At 72.9% G+C, this 22,084-nt stretch carries 24 protein-coding genes and 1 riboswitch; of the genes, 12 read left to right on the top strand and 12 right to left on the bottom strand.

Annotated features, from left to right (window positions below; genetic code table 11):
• Nucleotides 1–79: 79 nt before the first annotated feature.
• From A4V12_RS24950 to A4V12_RS24960, 3 genes are all read right to left on the bottom strand, one after another.
• A complete protein-coding gene (locus tag A4V12_RS24950) occupies nucleotides 80–475 on the bottom strand; it encodes a DUF3040 domain-containing protein (protein ID WP_064071656.1) in 396 nt (131 codons plus the stop codon).
• Nucleotides 476–738: 263 nt separating this feature from the next.
• A complete protein-coding gene (locus tag A4V12_RS24955) occupies nucleotides 739–1,497 on the bottom strand; it encodes a methyltransferase (protein ID WP_064071657.1) in 759 nt (252 codons plus the stop codon).
• A 49-nt stretch (nucleotides 1,498–1,546) separates the two neighbouring features.
• Nucleotides 1,547–2,053 (bottom strand): SAV_6107 family HEPN domain-containing protein, encoded by a 507-nt coding sequence (locus A4V12_RS24960; RefSeq protein WP_064071658.1) that lies wholly within the window; start codon nucleotides 2,051–2,053, stop codon nucleotides 1,547–1,549.
• A 422-nt stretch (nucleotides 2,054–2,475) separates the two neighbouring features.
• Here A4V12_RS24960 and A4V12_RS24965 point away from each other — a divergent pair, with 422 nt between their 5' ends.
• The 4 genes from A4V12_RS24965 (at nucleotide 2,476) to A4V12_RS24980 (ending at nucleotide 7,867) form a co-directional block, all read left to right on the top strand.
• Complete coding sequence (locus tag A4V12_RS24965; protein ID WP_064071703.1) at nucleotides 2,476–3,219, top strand: ATP-binding cassette domain-containing protein; 744 nt, start codon at nucleotides 2,476–2,478, stop codon at nucleotides 3,217–3,219.
• Nucleotides 3,191–5,284: a YhgE/Pip family protein gene (locus A4V12_RS24970; RefSeq protein WP_064071659.1), complete on the top strand. Its 2,094-nt coding sequence runs from the start codon at nucleotides 3,191–3,193 to the stop codon at nucleotides 5,282–5,284. The genes A4V12_RS24965 and A4V12_RS24970 overlap by 29 nt, the downstream gene beginning before the upstream one ends.
• A gap of 11 nt (nucleotides 5,285–5,295) precedes the next feature.
• Nucleotides 5,296–5,904: a TetR/AcrR family transcriptional regulator gene (locus tag A4V12_RS24975; protein ID WP_064071660.1), complete on the top strand. Its 609-nt coding sequence runs from the start codon at nucleotides 5,296–5,298 to the stop codon at nucleotides 5,902–5,904.
• A gap of 448 nt (nucleotides 5,905–6,352) precedes the next feature.
• Complete coding sequence (locus A4V12_RS24980; protein WP_199831376.1) at nucleotides 6,353–7,867, top strand: phytoene desaturase family protein; 1,515 nt, start codon at nucleotides 6,353–6,355, stop codon at nucleotides 7,865–7,867.
• Between the two features lie 108 nt (nucleotides 7,868–7,975).
• Here A4V12_RS24980 and A4V12_RS24985 read toward each other — a convergent pair whose 3' ends face one another.
• From A4V12_RS24985 to A4V12_RS25010, 6 genes are all read right to left on the bottom strand, one after another.
• Nucleotides 7,976–8,758 (bottom strand): hypothetical protein, encoded by a 783-nt coding sequence (locus A4V12_RS24985; protein WP_064071662.1) that lies wholly within the window; start codon nucleotides 8,756–8,758, stop codon nucleotides 7,976–7,978.
• 52 nt (nucleotides 8,759–8,810) lie between these two features.
• Nucleotides 8,811–9,728 (bottom strand): methylenetetrahydrofolate reductase [NAD(P)H], encoded by a 918-nt coding sequence (gene metF, locus A4V12_RS24990; protein WP_079137319.1) that lies wholly within the window; start codon nucleotides 9,726–9,728, stop codon nucleotides 8,811–8,813.
• 118 nt (nucleotides 9,729–9,846) lie between these two features.
• On the bottom strand, nucleotides 9,847–10,497 hold the full coding sequence (gene thiE, locus A4V12_RS24995; protein WP_064071664.1) for a thiamine phosphate synthase: 651 nt from the start codon (nucleotides 10,495–10,497) through the stop codon (nucleotides 9,847–9,849).
• A 110-nt stretch (nucleotides 10,498–10,607) separates the two neighbouring features.
• The gene (locus A4V12_RS25000) at nucleotides 10,608–10,973 is read right to left on the bottom strand and encodes an Rv2175c family DNA-binding protein (protein ID WP_019885559.1); all 366 of its coding nucleotides are present in this window, start codon (nucleotides 10,971–10,973) and stop codon (nucleotides 10,608–10,610) included.
• A gap of 61 nt (nucleotides 10,974–11,034) precedes the next feature.
• Nucleotides 11,035–12,240, bottom strand: coding sequence for an FAD-dependent oxidoreductase (locus A4V12_RS25005; protein ID WP_107415510.1), 1,206 nt, complete (start codon nucleotides 12,238–12,240; stop codon nucleotides 11,035–11,037).
• 40 nt (nucleotides 12,241–12,280) lie between these two features.
• On the bottom strand, nucleotides 12,281–12,622 hold the full coding sequence (locus A4V12_RS25010; RefSeq protein WP_064071666.1) for a hypothetical protein: 342 nt from the start codon (nucleotides 12,620–12,622) through the stop codon (nucleotides 12,281–12,283).
• A gap of 50 nt (nucleotides 12,623–12,672) precedes the next feature.
• A riboswitch (TPP riboswitch) is annotated at nucleotides 12,673–12,786 on the top strand.
• Between A4V12_RS25010 and thiO the strand changes: the two genes are divergently transcribed.
• The 6 genes from thiO (at nucleotide 12,784) to A4V12_RS25040 (ending at nucleotide 18,741) form a co-directional block, all read left to right on the top strand.
• Nucleotides 12,784–13,989 (top strand): glycine oxidase ThiO, encoded by a 1,206-nt coding sequence (gene thiO, locus A4V12_RS25015; RefSeq protein ID WP_064071667.1) that lies wholly within the window; start codon nucleotides 12,784–12,786, stop codon nucleotides 13,987–13,989. (Overlaps the previous riboswitch by 3 nt.)
• The gene (thiS, locus tag A4V12_RS25020; RefSeq protein WP_064071668.1) at nucleotides 13,986–14,186 is read left to right on the top strand and encodes a sulfur carrier protein ThiS; all 201 of its coding nucleotides are present in this window, start codon (nucleotides 13,986–13,988) and stop codon (nucleotides 14,184–14,186) included. The genes thiO and thiS overlap by 4 nt, the downstream gene beginning before the upstream one ends.
• A gap of 3 nt (nucleotides 14,187–14,189) precedes the next feature.
• Nucleotides 14,190–14,984: a thiazole synthase gene (locus A4V12_RS25025; protein ID WP_064071669.1), complete on the top strand. Its 795-nt coding sequence runs from the start codon at nucleotides 14,190–14,192 to the stop codon at nucleotides 14,982–14,984.
• Between the two features lie 137 nt (nucleotides 14,985–15,121).
• Nucleotides 15,122–17,077 carry a Stk1 family PASTA domain-containing Ser/Thr kinase gene (gene pknB / locus A4V12_RS25030; protein WP_199831377.1) on the top strand — a complete coding sequence of 652 codons (1,956 nt, stop codon included), beginning with the start codon at nucleotides 15,122–15,124 and terminating at the stop codon, nucleotides 17,075–17,077.
• A 6-nt stretch (nucleotides 17,078–17,083) separates the two neighbouring features.
• The gene (locus A4V12_RS25035; protein WP_079137320.1) at nucleotides 17,084–18,013 is read left to right on the top strand and encodes a deoxyribonuclease IV; all 930 of its coding nucleotides are present in this window, start codon (nucleotides 17,084–17,086) and stop codon (nucleotides 18,011–18,013) included.
• Nucleotides 18,014–18,087: 74 nt separating this feature from the next.
• Nucleotides 18,088–18,741, top strand: a complete 654-nt coding sequence (locus A4V12_RS25040; RefSeq protein WP_064071670.1) for a DUF4396 domain-containing protein — start codon at nucleotides 18,088–18,090, stop codon at nucleotides 18,739–18,741.
• Nucleotides 18,742–18,747: 6 nt separating this feature from the next.
• Here A4V12_RS25040 and A4V12_RS25045 read toward each other — a convergent pair whose 3' ends face one another.
• Nucleotides 18,748–19,380, bottom strand: coding sequence for a sulfite oxidase-like oxidoreductase (locus A4V12_RS25045; protein WP_064071671.1), 633 nt, complete (start codon nucleotides 19,378–19,380; stop codon nucleotides 18,748–18,750).
• Nucleotides 19,381–19,537: 157 nt separating this feature from the next.
• Here A4V12_RS25045 and bfr point away from each other — a divergent pair, with 157 nt between their 5' ends.
• Nucleotides 19,538–20,017 carry a bacterioferritin gene (gene bfr, locus A4V12_RS25050; RefSeq protein WP_064071672.1) on the top strand — a complete coding sequence of 160 codons (480 nt, stop codon included), beginning with the start codon at nucleotides 19,538–19,540 and terminating at the stop codon, nucleotides 20,015–20,017.
• A 45-nt stretch (nucleotides 20,018–20,062) separates the two neighbouring features.
• Here bfr and A4V12_RS25055 read toward each other — a convergent pair whose 3' ends face one another.
• Nucleotides 20,063–20,329: a (2Fe-2S)-binding protein gene (locus A4V12_RS25055; protein WP_064071673.1), complete on the bottom strand. Its 267-nt coding sequence runs from the start codon at nucleotides 20,327–20,329 to the stop codon at nucleotides 20,063–20,065.
• Nucleotides 20,330–20,512: 183 nt separating this feature from the next.
• Nucleotides 20,513–21,859: a class II 3-deoxy-7-phosphoheptulonate synthase gene (locus A4V12_RS25060; RefSeq protein ID WP_064071706.1), complete on the bottom strand. Its 1,347-nt coding sequence runs from the start codon at nucleotides 21,857–21,859 to the stop codon at nucleotides 20,513–20,515.
• Nucleotides 21,860–21,967: 108 nt separating this feature from the next.
• On the opposite strand from A4V12_RS25060, the gene A4V12_RS39825 reads away from it, so the two are divergent.
• The gene (locus A4V12_RS39825) at nucleotides 21,968–22,024 is read left to right on the top strand and encodes a trp operon leader peptide (RefSeq protein ID WP_071528813.1); all 57 of its coding nucleotides are present in this window, start codon (nucleotides 21,968–21,970) and stop codon (nucleotides 22,022–22,024) included.
• Nucleotides 22,025–22,084: the final 60 nt, after the last annotated feature.

Raw genomic sequence — 22,084 nt, forward strand, 5'->3', positions numbered from 1 at the left:
TACGGGTGAGGGGCGACCGCCCGAAGCGGTCGCCCCTCACTCGTACATCGTATGGTGGCGCGGCCTCGCGGCCGTGCGCTCAGTGTCCCTGCTCGTCGCGGCGACGCTGCCACCGCTGCTCGATCCGGTCCATCATGGAGCGGCGCTGCCGGGGATGGTGCCGGCCGTGGGCCGTGCCTCCTTCGGCCTGCTGCTCGCCCGGTTTCGGCGCCTTGCGCCATCCGGTGACCGCGAGGACCGCACAGCCGAGCATGACGAGGAACCCCACCACGCTGATCCAGATCTGCTGAGCGACCATTCCGGCCATGAGGAGCGCGATACCCACCAGGAAGCCTGCGACTGCCTGGTAGACCCGTCGCCGGGTGTGTGTACGCAGCCCGCTTCCCTCGAGCGCTGTCGCGAACTTGGGATCTTCGGCGTACAGCGCTCGCTCCATCTGCTCGAGCATTCGCTGCTCGTGCTCCGAGAGCGGCACGGAGTCCTCCTCGTCGTCGGTCGCTGGGGGCGACCGGTATGCGGCCCTTTCAGGATAGGCAGGGATTCGCCCCCGTGAAACCCGCCCTGTGCCTTTCACCGATCGGACCGCCATGCCGGTTCGGGTGGTGAGGCGTTGATTCCCCGTCCTCCGATCCGTCATGCCGGATGGTGTCCCTCGATCATACGGGGATCCGGGCGCCAACGGGGGGCCTGTGGCGTACTCCATCTGCGGCTGCGCCGCTGATCAGCACGCTGGTCGCGTCAGCCTCGCTTTTCGCCCAGCACGTGCAGTTGGGTGGCGACCGACCGGAAGGCGGGCAGCTCGGCCGCCGCGGCCTCCAGCTGGAGGAGCGCGTCCAGCGCTCCGGGCTCGGTGTCGACCAGCACTCCGGGGACCAGGTCGGCGAAGACGCGCACCCCGTGCACGGCACCGACCTCCACGCCCGCCGCCTCGACGGCCTCGGTGAGCTGCTCGGCGGTGAAGCGCCGCGGGACCGGGTCTCCCTCGCCCCAGCGGCCGTCCGGGTCGGTCAGGGCGCGGCGGGCCTCGCTGAAGTGCCCGGCGAGCGCCCTGGCCAGGACCGCGCCGCCGAGTCCGGCCGCGAGGAGGCTGAGCGCGCCGGAGGGCCGCAGCGCCGCCACGGCGTTGCGCACGCCCTCCGCGGGGTCGTCCACGTACTCCAGGACGCCGTGGCAGAGAACCGCGTCGTACCCGCCGCGCTCGACGACGTCGAACAGGCCGTGGATGTCGCCCTGCACGCCCTGGACCCGCTCGGCGACGCCGGCCTCGGCGGCGCGGCGCTCCAGTGCGAACAGCGCGTTGGGGCTGGGGTCGACGACCGTGACCCGGTGGCCCAGCCGCGCGACGGGCACGGCGAAGTTTCCGCTGCCGCCGCCGGTGTCGAGGACGTCCAGGCTGTCCTTGCCGGTCGCCTTGACCCGGCGGTCGAGGGCGTCCTCCAGGACGTCCCACACCACGGCGGTACGAAGGGAGGCGCGGGGGCGCTGCGGGTCCGACACGGCAGTTGACTCCTCGGTGACGGTTACGAACGCTCCCCACCCTATGGCCTCACGGGGCGTGCCCGGTCCCTCCGCCCGCGGGGTCCGTCCCGGCCTCCGTGGGCCTGGGGCGCGGCAGTACCGGTTCGGGCACCAACAGCCGCTCCACCAGGCCGAGGAACATGGTCACGTCGCGGATCAGGTCGTCCGCGTCGCGGTGGGTGGCCGCCCCCCGTATGCCCGCTTCCGCGCGTGCCCGGCGGGAGGCCCCGGCGGCGAACAGGGTGCTCCACTCGGTCAGCTCGGGGGCGACCTCCGGGAGCACGTCCCAGGCGCTGCGTATCTGCTGCCGTTTGCGCGGTGTGGACTCGGGCCGGCCGCGGACGGCGAGCACGGCGGCCGCGGTCCGGAGGGCGGCGAGGTGGGCGGTGGCGTACCGCTCGTTGGCGGTCTCGAGGGTGCTCGCCTCTTCCAGGGCCGCGTGCGCCTGGTCGAGAAGGTCGAGGGCGGCGGGCGGCGCCGAGGCACGGCGCAGTACGGGGTGGATGTCGCTCGCCGCCGTGCGGGTACCGGCCATGACGAACCTCCAGTCGTCGGGTGACGGCAATTGCGGCCGTATGGGCCCATCGTGCAGGCCACCACTGACAGTCGGGCCTGAGCTGTGCTTTTGCCTGTACCCACGAAGCGGGGTAGTTTTTGAACTGACTGGTCAGTGCAAAGGAATGGGGGCTCGTGGACAGCCAGGACGACGACCCGGTGATCCCGGACGAGCGGGAGACGGACGCCGCCGCGGGCGGAAGCGCGAAGGACGGCCCCGCGGCCGTCACCGGCACCGGCGGCACCGACACCGCGTCCGGTGGCGACACCGGCGCCGGGGACGGGGAGAACGGCGGCACCGGTGACGGGGAGAACGGCGGCGCCGGCGAGGAACGGACTCCGGCGCCGGGCGACGACCGGCGGCAACCGCACGGGGCGGCGCTGGTCGCCGAGGGCTTCGGCATGAAGGGACCGCGCGGCTGGTCCTTCCGCGGCGTGGCGGTGGACGCCCGCCCCGGCTCACTGGTGACGATCGAGGGGCCGTCCGGCTCCGGGCGCACCTGCCTGCTGCTCGCGCTGACCGGCCGAATGCGTCCCACCGAGGGCCGCGCGGAGGTCGGCGGGCTGGCGCTGCCGCGCAGGATGGCCGCCGTACGCCGGATCAGCGCGCTCGGCCCGGTGCCAGGGGTAAGTGACCTCGACCCCGCCCTGACGGTCGCCGAGCACCTGCGCGAGCGTGCCCTGCTGCAGCGCCGGTTCGACGGCTCGCCACTGGCCCTGCTGCGCCCGCGCCGCGAACGCGCCGCCGCGTCCCGCGCCCGCGTCGAGGCGGCCCTGAGCGCCGCCGGACTCGACCTGGACGCCCTGCCCAAGGCGGGCCGCACCTCCGTGCGGGACCTGGAGCGGCTGGAGGCCCTGCGCCTGTCGATCGCCCTCGCGCTGATCGGCGAACCGCGCCTGCTGGCCATAGACGACGCGGACCTCAAGCTCTCCGACACCGACCGCGCCGAGGCCTGGGCCCTGCTCCGGTCGATCGCCGACGGCGGCACGACCGTGCTGGCCGTGTGCAGCGAGGCACCCGGCGGCACCGTCGCCATCCGCACCACCGCGAGCGAGACGGAAACCGGGACCGGGACCGGAACCGCGGACGAGACCGACACCGAGAAGGGGGCAGCCGATGCGCTCGCCGAAACTGGCCGCGCTTGAGCTGAAGCGGTTCGGCAGGGGCAAGCTGCCGCGCGCCGCGCTCGTGGCGATCCTGCTGCTGCCGCTGCTGTACGGCGCGCTGTACCTGTGGTCCTTCTGGGACCCGTACGGCAGGCTCGAGAAGCTTCCCGTCGCCCTGGTCAACGAGGACAAGGGCGCCACCGCGGACGGCAAGAAGATCACCGCGGGCGCCGACCTCGCCAGGAACCTGCGCGAGAGCAAGGTCTTCGAGTGGCACGAGGTGAGCGACGCCCAGGCCCGCGAGGGTGTGGAGAACGGTACGTACTACCTGTCGCTGACCATGCCGCGCGACCTCAGCGAGCGCATCGCCTCCAGCTCGGGCGACACGCCCGAGACGGGCGCCCTCCAGGTGCGTACCAACGACGCCAACAACTACATCGTGGGCCAGATATCGCGGACGGTGTTCGCCGAGGTCCGCACGGCCGCCTCCACCAAGTCGTCCCGGTCGTTCCTGGACAAGATCTTCATCAAGTTCTCCGACCTCCACGACGCCACCGAGAAGGCGGCCAAGGGGGCCGACGAGCTCAAGAGCGGGGCCGCGAAGGCCAAGAAGGGCTCCAAGGACCTCTCCGACGGTCTGACCGACGCCAAGAAGGGCAGTGGTGAGCTGGCCGGGGGCCTGAAGAAGCTCGACTCCGGCGCGGCCGACCTGGAGACGGGCGCCCGGCAGGTCGCCGGCGGCACCCAGGTGCTCGCCGACAAGGTCAACGGCGTGGCCGCCGACGTACGTCCGTACCTCAAGGACAACGGGAAGAAAATCGGCGACTCCGCGCGCCTGGTCTCGGACTTCTCCCAGGGCATGCGCAACAGCCTCGACCTCGTGGTGAAGACCGGGCCCACCCTGCGGTCCGGCGCGCACGTGGCGGCCGACGAGATCGCCGCCATCCACAAGGAGGAGTGCGAGGACAAGCCGCTGCCGGACACCGAGCTGTGCCCCAAGATGCAGCGGGCGAAGGTGGCGTCCGCCGACGTGGCGAAGATCGCCGACGACATCGGCGTCCTGGCCGCGGACAGCACCGGCGACCTGAAGAAGCTGGACGCGCAGCTCAAGGACCTCCAGACCAAGGCCGACGCCCTGGCCAAGCGGGCGCCCGACCTCGACTCGGACCTCGCCTACGCCGTGAGCAAGATCAACGAGCTGAACACCGGCGCCCACAAGGTCGCCGCCGGCGCGGACACCCTGCACACCGGTCTGTCCACCGCCCGGTCCGGCTCCACCGAACTCGACAGCGGGGTCGGCAGGCTGAAGAAGGGCGCGGGGGAGCTCGACAGCGGCCTGTACAAGCTCGCCGACGGTTCCACCGAGCTGGCCACCGGCCTCAACGACGGCGTCGACAAGATCCCCGACTACGACAAGGACGCCCGCGACCAGCGCACCGAGGTGATGGCCGACCCGGTCAAGCTCGCCTCCCAGTCGCTGCACAAGGCGCCCAACTACGGCACCGGTTTCGCCCCCTACTTCATCCCGCTGTCCCTGTGGGTGGGCGCCATGGTGGCGTACATGCTGATCCAGCCGCTCAACCGCCGTGCCCTCGCCGCCGGTGCCTCCGCCTGGCGGATCGCGCTGGCCGGCTGGCTGCCGGTGGCCGCGATCGGCGTGCTCCAGGTGGCCGCCCTGATGTCCGTCCTGCGCTGGGCACCGGGCCTGGGCCTGGAGATGGCCCGCCCGGCCGGGACGGTGGCCTTCCTGCTGCTGGTCACCTGCTGCTTCGCGGCGATCATCCAGTGGCTCAACGCCCGCTTCGGCGCGGCCGGACGGATCCTCGTCCTCGCCCTGCTGATGCTCCAGCTGACGTCGGCCGGCGGCACCTACCCGGTGCAGACCAGCCCCGGGTTCTTCAACGCCATCCACCCCTTCCTGCCGATGACGTACGTCGTCGAGGCGCTGCGCCGGCTCATCACCGGCGGCGGCCTCGAACCGGTCTGGACGGGCTGCGCCGTCCTGGCCGCCTTCACCGCCGGCGCGCTCGCCCTGACGGCCGTCTCGGCGCGCCGCAGGCAGGTGTGGACCATGGATCGCCTGCACCCGGAGCTGAGCCTGTGAGAATCGGCGCCATGGACACCCAGAGCAGCAGACGGCAGGCCACCCGCACCAAGCTCTACGAGGCCGCTGTGACCCTCATCGCCGAGCAGGGCTTCTCGGCGACGACAGTGGACGAGATCGCCGAGCGCGCCGGGGTGGCCAAGGGCACGGTCTACTACAACTTCAAGAGCAAGACCGAGCTCTTCGAGGAACTGCTGCGGCACGGGGTCGGGCTGCTCACCGAGTCCCTGCGGAGCGCCGCCGACGAGACGGCCGCGCGGGGCGGTACCAGGGTCGAGGCACTGGACGCGATGATCCGCGCGGGCCTGGTCTTCATCGACCGCTACCCGGCCTTCACCCAGCTGTACGTGGCGGAGTTGTGGCGCACCAACCGCGCCTGGCAGTCCACGCTGCTGGTGGTGCGTCAGGAGGCCGTCGCCGTGGTGGAGACGGTGCTGCGGGAGGGCGTCGCGGGCGGTGAACTCAGCGACGAGATCGACATCCCGCTGACCGCCGCGGCACTCGTCGGGATGGTGCTGGTCGCCGCGCTGGACTGGCAGGCCTTCCAGCGGGAGCGCTCCATCGACGACGTCCACGCGGCTCTGTCCCGCCTGCTGCACGGGCGCGTCAGCGGCCGGTAGGCCGGCCGCTGACGCGGACCGTCCGTACGTGCCGTCACCGGACGCGGCGGACACGACGAACGCCGGTCCGGTGAGGCTCGATCCCCCCGAGCCTCGCCGGACCGGCGTCGTCCCCCGTTCCCCCCGTCCCCCGTTCTTCCGTTCCCCCGTGCGTTCCCCCGGGTGGGAGAGGCCCGGCCCCCGTGTTCCCCCGTCGGTCCCCGGCCCTCCCACGTACCCCCGTTCCGTCAGGTGCGCGGTGCCGGTTCCGCCGCCCCGTGTCGGCGGTTCCGGCCCCGCGCCCCTTCCGTGGGCTCCACTCTTCCGTCCGGGCGCCGCGGGGCCCATCCGCGTACCTACTCATCTCGACGGCTAGGTACGGGTACTCAGAGGTGCGTGCCCGGGCCCACGCGCGCGTGGATCCGACCGCCCGGCGGGTGTGTCGGTGGCGCCGGATAAGGTCCCTGGCATGGCACGGATTGTGGTGATCGGCGCGGGGATGGGCGCCATGGCGACGGCGGCCCGGCTCGCGGTGGCGGGCCACCGGGTGACGGTGTACGAGCAGGCGGAGACGTACGGCGGGGCGGTCGGCCGGTTCGAGCGCGACGGTTTCGCCTTCGACACCGGACCGGGGCTGCTGCACCTGCCCGCCGTCTACCGGGACCTGTTCGTCAAGACGGGCAGGGAGCCGCTGGAGCGGTGCGTCGAGCTGACCCAGGTCGACCCGGCGAGCCGCCACGTCTTCGCCGACGGTACGGCGGTGTCCCTGCCCAACGCCTCCCGGGCCGGCATCGTCTCGGCGCTGGACGCGGCGCTCGGCGGGGGCGCCGGGGGGCGCTGGGGCGAGTTCCTGAACCGCGCGCGGGACGCCTGGGACCGCTCGCGCAGGCCGCTGCTGGAGGAGCCGCTGCCGCCCGACGTGAAGCCCTTCGCCCGCGACCCGTACCCGGCGGAGAGGACCGGCCCGCTGCGCCGCCGCGCGGCCACGCTCGCCGACGTCGGGCGGCGTGAGCTGCGCGACCCTCGGCTGGCGGCCCTCCTGGAGAGCCACGCGCTGGCGTACGGCTTCGACCCGGCGACCGCGCCCGCCTCCGCCGCCGTCCTGCCCTACATGGAGCAGACGTTCGGCAGCTGGTACGTCGGCGGGGGCATGCGTGCGCTCGCGGACGCCGTGCACGAGCGGTGCCGCGAGCGCGGGGTGGAGTTCGTTCTCGGTACGCGGGTGACCGACGTCCTGGTGAAGGACGGCCGGGCCGTCGGCGTCGAGCTGGACGACCGGGAGACGGTCGGGGCGGACCACGTGGTCGCGGGCGCCCCGCTGCCCGCGCTGTACCGGGACGAGGTCCTGGCCTGGGAGAGCACGGACGAGTGGCCCCGGCACCAGCACACCGTGCGGACGGGGCGGGTCACCGTGTGCCTGGCGCTGCGCGGGGCCCGTGAGGAGGACGCGGCGCACCGGACGGTGGTGCACTCCGCCGACCGGGAGGACGAGCTGGACGCCCTCGCGCGGGGGCGGCTGTGCGACCGGCCGACCGTCGTGGTGCTGCGCCCGGACGACGCGCGGTTGCGCCCGGACGCCGACCACGAGGCGGTGACGGTCACCGCGACCGTGGCGGCCGGCGGGGTGTGGGCGTCGGAGAACCTGTGGGGCACGGTCGGGGGGCCGGCCGTGGAGGCGTTCGCCGACCGGATGGTCGAGGCCGCGGCCGCCGCCGTGCCGGGTCTGCGGGAGCGGCTGATGTGGCGGGTGGTGCGCACCCCGGCCGACACGTTCCGGGAGACGGGTGTGTTCCAGGTGCCGGGGCCGGCCCTGGCGGGTGCGCGCGGCGCACTGCTGCCGGCCGCGAACCCCGCCCCGCTGGGCGGTCTGTACTTCGCCGGAGGCTGGGCGCACCCGGGCGGCGGGCTCGCGCACGCCGGCATGTCGGGAGCGCTGGTGGCGGGGCTGATCGTGGAGGGCGCGGACTTCCGCGGCTCCCGCTGACCGCCGCGGCCCCGGCCGGTCGCCACGGCTCCGGGGTGCGCTCCGGCTGATCGGTGCCGTCAAAGGCTCCGGCGTGCCGGGGCCGGGCCCCCGCCGTGCCCGCCGCCGTCAGTAGCGGTACGGGTCGGCCTGTCCCTGCCCCTGGTCGTAGCCGTACGGCGGCTGCTGCGGGGGCTGGTACTCCCCGTCGCGCTGCTGCGGGACCCACACGCCGCCGGGCGGGGTCTCCATGCCGTACTGCGGGGCGTAGGGGTCGGCGTACGGCTGCTGGCCGCCGTAGCCGTTGTCGTACGGGGCGGTGCCGATGTACGGGTCGGAGTAGGCGGCGTAGCTCTGCTCGCCGGTGGCCCCGTAGTCGTAGGTGGCCGTGGCGTAGGTGCCCTGCTGGTCGTACCCGGTGGCCGGGTAGGCGCCGAAGGTGCCGTCGTACGCGGCCGCCGGGGCGGCCTGGGCGGTCGGGGCCGGCTCGTCGTAGACCCCGTACTGCCCGGTGTCGTCCGGCAGCGGCTCGGGGGCGTACACGGCCGTGGTCTCCGCGGCCGTCGGTTCCTGCTCCTCGTAGGCGAGGTTCGAGACCTCCAGCGTCGGCCCGGCGGAAGCGGCGGCCCCGGCCTTGCGGCGGCGGCTGGCCCCGGGCCGGCCGCCGATCGCCCACCCGGTCGAGAAGCCGCGGCGGAAGGAGAGCGTGACGTAGGTCTGGCCGATCGCGAAGGCGATGGCGCCCGCCCCGATCACGGGGACGGACGGCATCAGCACACCGAGCACCACGCCGAGGAAGCCGGTGAAGGCCAGCAGCCGCCAGCGCAGCCGCGCCTTGTACTGCAGGAGCACCTCACCGAGCAGCCACAACGCCACGACACCGAATGCGATGTAGAGGACCGTCCAGCCCATGCCCGCCCCTCTCGTACGGCCCCCCGCCCCGGGACGTGGCGGGTACGGCCGGTCAGGACTGCTCGTGCAGTCCGAGATTCTCGTAGATCTCGAGCGTCGCGGTGGAGTTGTTCAGCGTGATGAAGTGCAATCCGGGAACACCCTCGGAGAGCAGCCGCGCGCAGAACTCCGTCGCGTACTCGATGCCAATGGAGCGTACAGCGGCCGGATCGTCCTTGACGGCGAGGATCCGCTCTTTCAGCTCGGGCGGGAAGTGGGCGTTGCTGAGCTGGGCGAACCGTTCGATCTGCCGGACGCTGGTCACCGGCATGATCTCCGGGATGATCGGCGTCTCGCAGCCCTGGGCGGCGACCCGGTCGCGCAGCCGCAGATAGTCCTCCGGGAGGAAGAACATCTGGGTGATCGCGTAGTCGGCGCCCGCCCTGCACTTGTCCACGAAGTGCCGGATGTCCGTGTCCCAGTCGGTGGAACGCGGGTGCATCTCGGGGAAGGCGGCGACGCCGACGCAGAAGTCGCCGGACTCCTTGATCAGCCGGACCAGGTCGGCGGCGTACCGCACGCCCTGGGGGTGGGGGACCCACTCGCCCATCGGGTCGCCGGGCGGGTCGCCACGGACGGCGAGGATGTTGCGGATGTCGGCGTCCGCGTACTGGCCGATCATGTTGCGCAGCTCGGCGATCGTGTGGTTGACGGCCGTGAGGTGCGCGACGGGGGTGAGCGTGGTGTCGGCGGCGATCTCCTGGGTGGCCTTGACCGTCCCCGCCCGGGTGGACCCGCCCGCTCCGTACGTCACGGAGACGAAGCTGGGAGCCACCGCCTCGACCCGGCGCAGCGCGTTCCAGAGGTTCCGCTCGCCCTTCTCCGTCTTGGGCGCCCAGAACTCGAAGGAGTACGTCGTCTTGCCGGTCGCGAGCAGATCGCGCACCGTTCGTGAGCGATCTGTCCTGGTGGAAGGAGTGCCAAGGGCCATACGGGCAGGTTAGCCACGGGTCGGTCGTCACCCAACCAGAGCAGGGGTTTTTGTCGCTTTTGCCGGGTTGTTGTCCACGCCTTGGACACTCGTGGACAGCCGGCCGGCGCGGGAGGCGTTACGCGGAGCGCTCGCGGATCCGCTTCGCCAGCGCCGCCGCTGCCTGCGCCGGGTCGTCGGCCTCGGTGATCGCCCGGACGACGACGATGCGGCGGGCGCCGGCGTCCAGCACCTCGTCCAGATTGCCCGCGTCGATGCCGCCGATGGCGAACCAGGGCCGCCGCTGGTCCAGCGACGCCGCGTACCGCACGAGGTCCAGCCCGGGCGCGTACCGCCCCGGCTTGGTGGGCGTCGGCCAGCACGGGCCCGTGCAGAAGTAGTCCACGCCCGGCTCGGCGACCGCCGCGTCCACCTCCGCCTCCGCGTGCGTGGAGCGGCCGATCAGCACGTCGTCGCCGAGGAGGGTGCGGGCGGCCGGCACGGGCAGGTCGCCCTGGCCGAGGTGGAGCACGTCCGAGCCGACGGCGTGCGCCACGTCGGCCCGGTCGTTCACCGCCAGCAGGGTGCCGTGCCTGCGGCAGGCGTCGGCGAACACGGCCAGGTGCTCCAGCTCCTCGCCGGCCTCCATGCCCTTGTCGCGCAGCTGGACGACGTCCACGCCGGAGGCGAGCACCGCGTCGAGGAACTCCGGCAGGTCGCCCTGCCGCTTGCGGGCGTCCGTGCAGAGGTAGAGCCGGGCGTCGGCGAGCCGGGCGCGTGCGGTGGACATGAGGTGTTCCCCCCGTGGGTACGGCGGTGTCCGGGCCGGGTCCGCCCCGCCCGGACACCGCCTGGTGTCGGTGTTCCGCCCGGCCTGCGCCGCCGGGCCCTGCCAGGACGTCAGACGGCGAGCGCCTGGGCGCGGCGCTTCACCTCCGTGCCGCGATTCTCGCTGAGCGCCTGCGCGGGCGTGCCCGGCAGGGTGGGGTCGGGAGTGAAGAGCCACTCCAGCATCTCTTCGTCGGTGAAGCCGTCGTCCTTCAGGAGCGTCAGGGTCCCGGAGAGCCCCTTGACGACCTTGCCGTCCTTGATGAAGGCGGCCGGCACCTGGAGCGTCCGGTTCTCACCGCGGCGCACGGCGATCAGCTGGCCCTCCTTGACCAGCTGGCGCACACGCGTCACCTCGACATCGAGGATCTCCGCGATGTCGGGCAGGTGGAGCCAGGCGGGGACGAGAGCATCGATCTTTGCGTCAATCTCGGTCACGGGTCTAGCGTGCCATCCCGCGCTGACAGCCGGTAGCCGGGCTGGGCCGGACCTGCTCCCGCTACCCCCGGGCGGCCGACTTCAGGGGGAGGGCGGGGTCCGCGACGCGTTCCGGATCGAGCGGGGTGCCCGCCTCGATGAGCTTGCGCCCCTGGGCCAGGTCGCGCGGGCGGCCCACCGCCAGCAGCGCCACCGGCGCGCCCCGCCGCAGCCAGACCACCGACCACGCGGCGCCGGCCGGGTCACCCCGCCACACCATGGTGTCGGCGGCGGCGTGGTGGCCCGCGTACTGCACGAAGCGGCCGAACTGCTCGGACCAGAAGTACGGCACCGGGTCGTACGGCCGCGGGACCTCGCCGATCACGGCGGCGGCCACCGTGCGCGGGCCCTGGAGGGCGTTGTCCCAGTGGTGGACCATCAGCCGCTCGCCGTAGCGCGCCGAGGGGAACGAGGCGCAGTCGCCCACCGCGTACACGTCGGGCGCGGACGTCCGCAGGTGCTCGTCGGCGACGATCGCGCCCTCCGGGCCGAGGGCGACACCGGAACCGGCCAGCCAGCCGGTGGCGGGCCGGGCGCCGATGCCGACGACCACGGCCTCGGCGGGCAGCAGCCGGCCGTCCTCCAGGGCGACCTCGCCGGGTTCGAGGTGCCCCACGCGCGCGTCGGTCAGGAGCGTGGCGCCGCTCTCCTCGTACCACTCGGCCATCGGGGCGGCGACCTCGGCGGGCAGCGTGCCGGCGAGCGGCCGGTCGGCGGCCTCGACGACGGTGACCGCGCATCCGGCCTCACGGGCGGCCGTGGTGAACTCGGCGCCGATCCAGCCGGCGCCCACCACCACCACGTCGTGCTTGTCCGCCAGGACCGGGCGCAGCCGCTCGGCGTCGTCGAGGGTGCGCAGCAGGTGGACCCCGCGCACGCCCTCGGAGCCGGGCAGCGCCACGGGGCGGGCGCCGGTGGCCACGACCAGGACGTCGTAGGGGACGGGCCCCGCCTCGGTGTCGACCTCGTGCGCGCCGGGGCGCAGGGCGGTGACCTCGACGCCCAGGCGCAGTTCGATGCCGAGCGCCTCGAAGTCCACGTCGAAGGCGGATCCCTCGGCGGTGCCCAGGAGCACCGCCTTGGACAACGGGGGCCGGTCGTAGGGCTGGTGCGGCTCGGCCCCGATCAGCCGCACGGGGCCGGTGAAGCCCTGCTCGCGCAGCGCCACGGCCGTCTGCACACCCGCCATCCCGGCTCCGACGATGACGACGCGCCGCTCTGCTTCCATCCGCTCGCTCACCCGCCCACCTTACGCAGCTGACACTGTGTCAGGAAGGGAGCTGTTCCACCACGCTCGTCCCGCTGCCCTCCTGGGACTCCCATTCCCAGGTCTCCTCCAGCCGAACGCGTCCATCGGGGAGTTCCACGACCGTGGAGACGCAGTGCCCCGACGCCGTACGGCCGTCGCGCTTCAACTGGACGTACCGAAAGTCGAGCCGATCTCCCTCACGCGTTCCCACGAGGTGTCCGCGCACCACGTCACCGCCCGCGTACTCGGCCCACACCCGCCCGTCCTCCTCGTGGTAGGCGAACCGGGTCGCCGTGCCGACCTGGCCGGGGGCCTGGTCCGCCACGGGCGACAGGACCAGTCCGTCGAGCGACCGCGCCACGGCGAAGCTCCCTTACTGCGGGTTGCGGAGTGGGGTTAGTCTGGCCACCGTAGAGCACTCGCGGGAGCCCGGACGCACCGGGCTGAGAGGGAGGCTGGGACGGCCTCCGACCGTACGAACCTGATCCGGGTCATGCCGGCGAAGGGAGGGGCTGGACGCCCATGCATCCACGTACGACAGGTCCACGCACGACCTCGGACGTCCTCGTCGTCGGGGGCGGGATCATCGGCCTGGTCACGGCCTGGCGGGCCACGCAGCGCGGGCTGCGGGTCGCGGTCGTCGACCCTGAGCCGGGCGGGGGGGCGGCCCGGGTCGCGGCGGGCATGCTCGCCGCGGTCACCGAACTCCACTACGGCGAGGAGACGCTCCTCGGGCTCAACCTTCTGTCCGCGTGCCGCTACCCGGACTTCGTCGCCGAACTCCAGGAGGCGGCCGGCGGCGCCGACGTCGGTTACCGCGCGTGCGGCACCCTCGCCGTCGCGCTGGACGCCGACGACCGGGCCCACCTGCGCGAGCTGCACGCCCTGCAGCAGCGCTCGGGCCTGGAGTCGGAGTGGCTGACCGGCCGCGAGTGCCGCCGCCTGGAGCCCATGCTGGCGCCCGGCGTGCGCGGCGGGCTGCGGGTGGACGGCGACCACCAGGTCGATCCGCGGCGGCTGGCGGCCGCCCTGGTCGCCGCGTGCGAGCGGTCCGGGGTGCTGGTCCACCGCACCGGGGCGGAGCGGCTGGTCGTGGCCGGGGACCGGGCGGCGGGGGTCGTGCTGGAGGACGGCACGGAACTGGCCGCCGGCCAGGTGGTGCTGGCGGCGGGCAGCCTGAGCGGCCGGCTCGGCGGCGTGCCCGCGGAGGCGGTGGCGCCGGTGCGGCCGGTCAAGGGGCAGGTGCTGCGGCTGTCGGTGCCCCGCGCGTACGCGCCCTTCCTGAGCCGTACGGTCCGGGCGGTGGTGCGCGGCAGCCAGGTGTACCTGGTGCCCCGGGAGAACGGCGAGCTGGTCGTCGGGGCGACGAGCGAGGAGCTCGGCTGGGACACCACGGTCACCGCGGGCGGGGTGTACGAGCTGCTGCGCGACGCGCACGAGCTGGTGCCGGGGATCACCGAGCTGCCCCTGACCGAGACCCGCGCGGGTCTCCGGCCGGGCTCCCCCGACAACGCCCCGCTGCTCGGCCCCACCGTGCTGCCCGGTCTGCACCTGGCGACGGGCCACTACCGCAACGGCGTGCTGCTGACGCCCGTCACCGGCGACGTGATGGCCACCGTGCTGACCACCGGGGAGCTCCCGGAGGAGGCCCGCGCCTTCACCCCGGCGCGCTTCCGGTCCCCGTCGCCGTCCACGTCCTCGTCCCTCTCTCCGGCAGGAGTGTCATGAACGTCTCCGTCAACGGCGAGGCCCGGCGGCTCGCCGGCCCGACCACCCTCGACGCCCTGGTCGCGACGCTCACCTCAGCGCCCTCCGGGGTCGCCGCCGCCGTCAACGAGACCGTCGTCCCGCGCGGCCGGTGGTCGGCGACCGTCCTCGGCGACGGGGACCGGGTCGAGGTCCTCACCGCGGTCCAGGGGGGCTGAGCCATGGCCGACGACCGTCTCACCATCGCCGGGACCACGTTCGACTCCCGGCTGATCATGGGTACGGGCGGGGCGCCCAGCCTCGACGTGCTGGAGCGCTCCCTGGCCGCCAGCGGCACGGAGCTGACGACCGTGGCGATGCGCCGCCTCGACCCGACCGTGCAGGGCTCCGTCCTGTCGGTCCTGGACCGGCTCGGCATCCGGGTCCTGCCGAACACGGCGGGCTGCTTCACGGCGGGCGAGGCCGTGCTGACCGCCCGCCTCGCGCGCGAGGCGCTGGGCACGGACTGGATCAAGCTGGAGGTCGTGGCGGACGAGAGGACCCTGCTGCCCGACCCGATCGAGCTGCTGGACGCCGCCGAGACGCTGGTCGACGACGGCTTCACGGTGCTGCCGTACACGAACGACGACCCGGTGCTGGCCCGCAGGCTGGAGGACGCCGGCTGCGCGGCGATCATGCCGCTGGGGTCGCCCATCGGCTCCGGCCTCGGCATCCGCAACCCGCACAACTTCCAGCTGATCGTGGAGCACGCGCGCGTGCCGGTGATCCTGGACGCGGGTGCCGGTACGGCGTCCGACGCGGCGCTGGCGATGGAGCTGGGGTGCGCGGCCGTGATGCTGGCGTCGGCGGTGACGCGGGCGCAGGAGCCCGTGCTGATGGCCGAGGCGATGCGGCACGCGGTGGAGGCCGGACGCCTCGCGTACCGGGCGGGACGGATCCCGCGCCGGCACTTCGCGGAGGCGTCCTCGCCCGTGGAGGGGCGGGCGGTGCTGGACCCGGAGCGGCCGGCGTTCTGACGGCCCCCGGTACCGGCGCGGCGCCCGTTCCACGGGGGGCGGGCGCCGCGGCGCCGGTGTCACAGGTCGGCTGCAGTCCAGGCCGGGGCGGGGGCGGGGCGGCGGGGGTGTCGGTACGGGCTCGTAGACTCGTGCGGGTGGATACGACCCTGCACGACCCCCTCGTCGGCCAGCTGCTCGACGGCCGCTACCGGGTCGACGCGCGCATCGCCGTCGGTGGCATGGCCACGGTCTACCGGGCCGTCGACACCCGGCTCGACCGGGTGCTCGCCCTGAAGGTGATGCACCCCGCCCTGGCGACCGACGCGACGTTCGTGGAGCGCTTCATCCGTGAGGCGAAGTCCGTGGCGCGGCTGTCGCACCCCAACGTGGTCGGCGTGTTCGACCAGGGCGCGGACGGGGCGTACGTCTACCTGGCGATGGAGTACGTCGCCGGGTGCACCCTGCGCGACGTGCTGCGCGAGCGGGGGGCGCTGGCGCCCCGGGCGGCGCTCGACATCCTGGAGCCGGTGCTCGCCGCACTGGGGGCCGCGCACCGGGCCGGGTTCGTCCACCGCGACATGAAGCCCGAGAACGTGCTGATAGGGGACGACGGCCGGGTCAAGGTCGCCGACTTCGGGCTGGTACGCGCCGTCGGCGCGGCCACCAGCACCACCGGTTCCGTCCTCGGCACCGTGTCCTACCTCGCGCCCGAGCAGATCGAGCACGGCACCGCCGACACCCGCGCGGACGTGTACGCCTGCGGGGTCGTGCTGTACGAGATGCTGACCGGTGCCAAGCCGCACACGGGCGACACGCCCGCGCAGGTCCTGTACCAGCACCTGAACGCTGACGTACCGGCCCCGTCCGCCGCCGTCCCCGGGCTCGCGGTCGACCTGGACGACCTGGTGGCGAGCGCCACCGCCCGCAATCCGGAGGTGCGCCCGCACGACGCGGTGGCGCTCCTCGCCCAGGCCCGCGAGGCCCGCGCGGCGCTCACCGACGAGCAGCTCGACCTGGTGCCGCCGCAGGTGCGCACCGAGCCCGACGGCGGTGCGGAGGCGGGCTCCGAGAGCCCCACGAGCGTCATCGCGCGCCCCCGGCCCGGCGGGGGCGCCGGCGGGGACGACGGCGTGCAGCACACCAGCCGGTTGTCCATGCCCCCGCAGCCCGCCCCCGCACCGGCGCCCGCCGGGCGTCCGGGCGGGCGGCTCCCCTTCGGCAACGCCCGCCGCGGCATGGTCGCCGCCGTCGCCGCCGTGCTGCTCGTGCTGGGCGTCGGCGCGGGCGTCTGGTACATCAACTCGGGCCAGTTCACCCGGGTGCCCACCGTGCTCGGGCAGACCCAGGCGGAGGCCGAGAAGCGGCTGGCCGACGCCGGGCTGGAGGTCAGGGCCGTCGAGCGGGACCACAGCACCGCGTACGCCCGGGGCACCGTGATGGCCGCCGACCCCGCGCCCGGCGAGCGCATCCGCGGCAACGACTCGGTGACCCTCACCGTCTCCCGCGGCCCCGAGATCGTGAAGGTGCCGAACCTGAAGGGCCTGCCGCTCGGCGATGCCCGGCGGGAGCTGACCCGGGCGGGACTCGCCCAGGGCAAGGTCACCCAGGCGTTCAGCGAGGAGTTCGAGCGGGGCACCGTGATCAGCAGCGCCCCGGGGGCGGGCACCGCGCGCAAGCCGGACTCCGCGGTCGCCCTGGTCGTCAGCAAGGGCGCCCCCGTCGACGTACCGGACGTCACCGGCGACACGGTCGGGGACGCGACCCGTACGCTGGAGGAGGCCGGGCTCACGGTGAAGGTCGCCGCCGCGCGGGTGCACTCCCCGCAGGAGGCGGGCAGTGTCGCCGCCCAGTCCGTCACCGGGCCCGAAAAGGCCGTCAAGGGCGACACGGTCACCCTGACCCTCTCCAAGGGCCCCCGCCTGGTCGACGTCCCGGACGTCACCGGCAAGAACGTCGACGACGCCCGGCGGGAGCTGGAGGGCGCCGGTTTCGAGGTGAAGGTCGAGAAGACCTTCCCCTTCCTCGGCGACACCGTGGAGAGCCAGTCCGTCGACGGCGGCGGCCGGGCCCCGGAGGGCAGCACCATCACCATCAAGACCAAGGGACTCTAGAAACACATGCTCCCCCACGGACCCGGATCCGCACCCAAGGTCCCGGCCGCGCCCGGCCAGGGGGAGGTCCCCGCCCCGGGAGGCGTCCGCAACCCGGTCGGCGGCCATGTCGCGGTGGCCGGCGGCCTCGCCAAGACGGGCCTCACCTACGCGCGCGAGATCGGCGCCGAAGCCGTCCAGGTCTTCGTCGCCAATCCGCGCGGCTGGGCCACCCCGGCCGGCAACCCGGTCCAGGACGAGCTGTTCCGGGACGAGTGCGCCGTCGAGGGCATCCCCGCGTACGTCCACGCCCCCTACCTGATCAACTTCGGCTCCCACACGGAGGCGACCGTCGAGTTCTCCGTGGCGTCGCTGCGCCACTCGCTGCGCCGCGCCCGTGACATCGGGGCGCTGGGCGTGGTCGTGCACACCGGTTCGGCGACCGGCGGACGCCCCCGGCAGGAGGCCCTCGCCCAGGTGCGCGCGCACATGCTGCCGCTGCTGGACGAACTCGACGAGGACGACCCGTTCCTGCTCCTGGAGTCGACGGCCGGCCAGGGCGCCTCGCTCTGCTCCCGGACCTGGGACTTCGGTCCGTACTTCGAGGCGCTCGACGCCCACCCCAAGCTGGGCATCTGTCTGGACACCTGCCACATCTTCGCGGCCGGGCACGACCTGACCGGGGAGCACGGCGTACGGCAGACCCTGGACCTGCTCGTCGGCACGGTCGGCGAGGGCAGGCTGAAGCTCATCCACGCCAACGACTCCAAGGACGTCGTGGGCGCCCACAAGGACCGCCACGCCAACATCGGCGCCGGTCACATCGGAGCGGACCCCTTCCGCGAGCTGATGCGCCACCCCGCGACGGACGGCGTCCCGCTGGTCATCGAGACCCCGGGCGGCAAGGAGGGCCACGCGGCGGACATCCGGCGCCTCAAGGAGCTCCGGGACAGTTGAGGAATACCCCTAGGGGGTATACGGTTGCTGTCATCGGCAGGAACCGCCACTCGCCATGGACCCTGGGGGCTCCGATGGAGCACGAAAGCCACGCACAGCACGGAAGTCACGCGCAGCACGAGGGCCACGTCCGGCACGAAAGCCGCGTCCGGCACGTGGGCCACGCGGAGCACGCCGAGCACTACCCGCTCGCTCAGTACGGCGACCACACCCAGCACTCCCCGCACACCGACCACGAGCGGCAGACGGACCACACGGACCACGCCTCCGGGCACGACCGGCACGCCACCGGAAAGGCCAGCTGGTCCACGGCCGCCCGGGCCACCCTCCACTGCCTCACGGGCTGCGCCATCGGCGAGGTCCTGGGCATGGTCATCGGGACGGCCCTGGGCTGGGACACCGTGCCGACGATGGCGCTCGCGATCGTCCTGGCCTTCTTCTTCGGCTACGCGCTCACCCTGCGCGGCGTCCTGAAGGCGGGCGTCGACTTCCGGACCGCCTTCCGGGTGGCCCTCGCCGCGGACACGCTGTCCATCGCCGTCATGGAGCTGATCGACAACGGTGTGCTCGCCCTGTGGCCCGGCGCCATGGAGGCACACCTCACCGACGGGTTCTTCTGGGGCGCCCTCGCCTTCGCGCTCCTCGCCGCCTTCGTCGTCACCACACCGGTCAACAAGTGGATGATCGGCCGCGGCAAGGGGCACGCGGTGGTGCACCGATACCACTGAGGGGTATCAGAGCTCCGGGCCGTCCCCCGGCTCCTCCTGGTACGAGTACCGCTGCTCCCGCCACGGGTCGCCGATGTTGTGGTAGCCGCGCTCCTCCCAGAAGCCCCGGCGGTCGGCGGTCATGTACTCCACGCCCCGGACCCACTTGGGCCCCTTCCAGGCGTACAGGTGCGGCACGATGAGCCGCAGCGGGAAGCCGTGCTCGGCGGTGAGCAGCTCACCGTCCTTGTGCGTGGCGAAGATCGTCCGGTCCGAGGCGAAGTCGGAGAGCCGCATGTTGGCGCTGAAGCCGTACTCCGCCCACACCATCACGTGCGTGACACCGGCGGCCGGCGGAGCCAGCTCCAGGACCGTACGGGCGGGCACGCCGCCCCATTCGGCCCCCAGCATGCTGTACTTCGTCACGCAGTGCAGATCGGCCACGACCGTCGAGAACGGCAGCGCCGAGAACTCCTCGTGGTTCCAGCAGTGCTTGTCGCCGCCCGCCGTGGCGCCGAAGACCCTGAACTCCCAGCGGTCCGGCTTGAACTTGGGGACCGGCCCGTAGTGGGTGACCGGCCAGCCGCGCTGGAGCCGCTGTCCCGGTGGAAGCTCGGACTCCTCTGCTGCCCGGTGTTCCCCGCTCCCTGGCTGACCCATGACTCAATGGTGACAGACCGGGAAGGGTGGTCATGACACAGGCACGAGGCAGATTCGGGCAACTCCTACTAAGCATGCACTTACTGGACGCTCCCTTCCAGCGGTGCGAGGATGCGCGGCATCTGCCCCTTTCACACGCGCGGAAGGAGCCTCTGCGATGCAGGGCGACCCCGAGGTCATCGAGTTCCTCAACGAACAGCTCACCGCCGAGCTGACGGCGATCAACCAGTACTTCCTGCACGCCAAGATGCAGGAGAACTTCGGGTGGACGAAGCTCGCCAAGTACACCCGGGCGGAGTCCTTCGACGAGATGAAGCACGCCGAGGTCCTGACCGACCGGATCCTCTTCCTGGACGGCCTGCCGAACTACCAGCGGCTGTTCCACGTCCGCGTCGGCCAGACGGTCACGGAGATGTTCCAGGCGGACCGCCAGGTCGAGGTCGAGGCGATCGACCGGCTCAAGCGCGGCATCGAGGTCATGCGCAACAAGGGCGACATCACGTCCGCGAACATCTTCGAGTCGATCCTGGCCGACGAGGAGCACCACATCGACTACCTCGACACCCAGCTGGAGCTGGTGGAGAAGCTCGGGGAGGCGCTGTACATCGCCCAGCTGATCGAGCAGCCGGACAGCTGAGCCGCCGGACCGGCGAGCCGTCGCACGGCCGGACCCGGCCTGCCCTCAGGCGGCCTCGGGCAGCTCCACCGCGTCCGCGTCGGCCAGGGCCCCGGCACCCGTCAGGGCCGGCCGGCCCTGGTCCACCAGCTCGCGCCGGGGGCAGTTGCCGCGGCCGAGTATGGCCTGAATGCGACGTACGCAGGATCCGCAGTCGGTTCCCGCCTTGCACGCCGAGGCGATCTGGCGGGGCGTGCAGGCACCGGCGTCCGCGTGTTCCTGGACCTGCTTCTCGGTGACGCCGAAGCACGAGCAGACGTACACGCGGCTCACCTCCCTGCGGGATCGACGGGATCTACTGGCTGAGGACCCCGCCTTGATCGGTGAGGCTAACCTAACCTTACCCGGCGCCCGCGGCGCGCAAAAGCCCGGTGAACGCCGATGGGGCGCGGATCACATGGATCCGCGCCCCATCAGTGCGCAAGGCGGTATTCAGCCAAGATCATCGGCCACTGGTCACTGGTCGCGGTACATCTCCGCCACCAGGAACGCCAGGTCCAGGGACTGACTGCGGTTGAGCCGGGGGTCGCAGGCCGTCTCGTAGCGCTGGTGCAGGTCGTCGACGAAGATCTCGTCGCCGCCGCCCACGCACTCGGTGACGTCGTCACCGGTCAGCTCCACGTGGATGCCGCCCGGGTGCGTGCCCAGCTCCTTGTGGACCTCGAAGAAGCCCTTGACCTCGTCGAGCACGTCGTCGAAACGGCGCGTCTTGTGGCCGGAGGCCGCCTCGAAGGTGTTGCCGTGCATCGGGTCGGTCACCCAGGCCACGGTGGCACCGGACGCGGTGACCTTCTCGACCAGCTCGGGGAGCTTGTCGCGGACCTTGTCGGCGCCCATGCGGACGATGAAGGTCAGCCGGCCCGGCTCCCGCTCGGGGTCGAGGCGGTCGATGTACGTCAGCGCCTCGTCGACCGTGGTCGTCGGGCCGAGCTTGATCCCGATCGGGTTGCGGATCCTCGACGCGAACTCGATGTGCGCCCCGTCCAGCTGCCGGGTCCGCTCACCGATCCAGACCATGTGGCCCGAGGTGTCGTACAGCTGCCCGGTCCGGGAGTCGACCCGGGTGAGCGCCGACTCGTAGTCGAGCAGCAGGGCCTCGTGCGAGGCGTAGAACTCCACCGTGCGGAACTCGGCCGGGTCGGTGCCGCAGGCCTTCATGAAGTTGAGCGCGTTGTCGATCTCCCGCGCCAGCTGCTCGTAACGCTGGCCGGACGGCGACGACTTCACGAAGTCCTGGTTCCAGGCGTGCACCTGGCGCAGGTCGGCGTAGCCGCCGGTGGTGAAGGCGCGCACCAGGTTCAGCGTCGAGGAGGACGCCTGGTACATGCGCTTGAGGCGCTCCGGGTCCGGGATCCGCGCCTCCTCGGTGAAGGCGAAGCCGTTGACGGAGTCGCCGCGGTACGTGGGCAGCGTCACCCCGTCGCGGGTCTCGGTCGGCTTGGAGCGCGGCTTGGAGTACTGACCCGCGATCCGGCCCACCTTCACGACGGGCACGGAGGCGGCGTACGTCAGCACGGCGCCCATCTGGAGCAGCGTCTTGAGCTTGTTGCGGATGTGGTCGGCCGACACGGCGTCGAAGGCCTCGGCGCAGTCGCCGCCCTGGAGGAGGAACGCCTCGCCCCTGGCGACGGCCCCGAGCCGGGCGCGCAGCTGGTCGCACTCGCCCGCGAAGACGAGCGGCGGATACGACTCGAGGTCCGCGATCACATCGCGCAGAGCCTCGGCATCGGGGTACTCGGGCTGCTGCGCCGCGGGAAGGTCTCGCCAGGTGTTGCCACCGGTCGCGGTGGGCTTAGCGTTCACGGTCACGTGCACAACCTTACGGCCTGTTCCCATTCGTCCATCTGGCCGCTCACCTGATGAGACGGGAATCTTGAAATTTCCGGGATCCGGTGCGATAGGGTGCGGCTCATGTTCGCGCACTCGACCCAGAACTGGTGGTGGACCGCTCATCCGGCGGCCCACTGACTGCGCGTACACCGATACACGCGAAGGCCGCCCGGGGGGCGGCCTTCTTCCGTTTGCGCG

Origin of the sequence: Streptomyces noursei (genome assembly GCF_001646665.1) — a bacterium.
Classification (GTDB): Bacteria; Actinomycetota; Actinomycetes; order Streptomycetales; family Streptomycetaceae; genus Streptomyces; species Streptomyces lavendulocolor.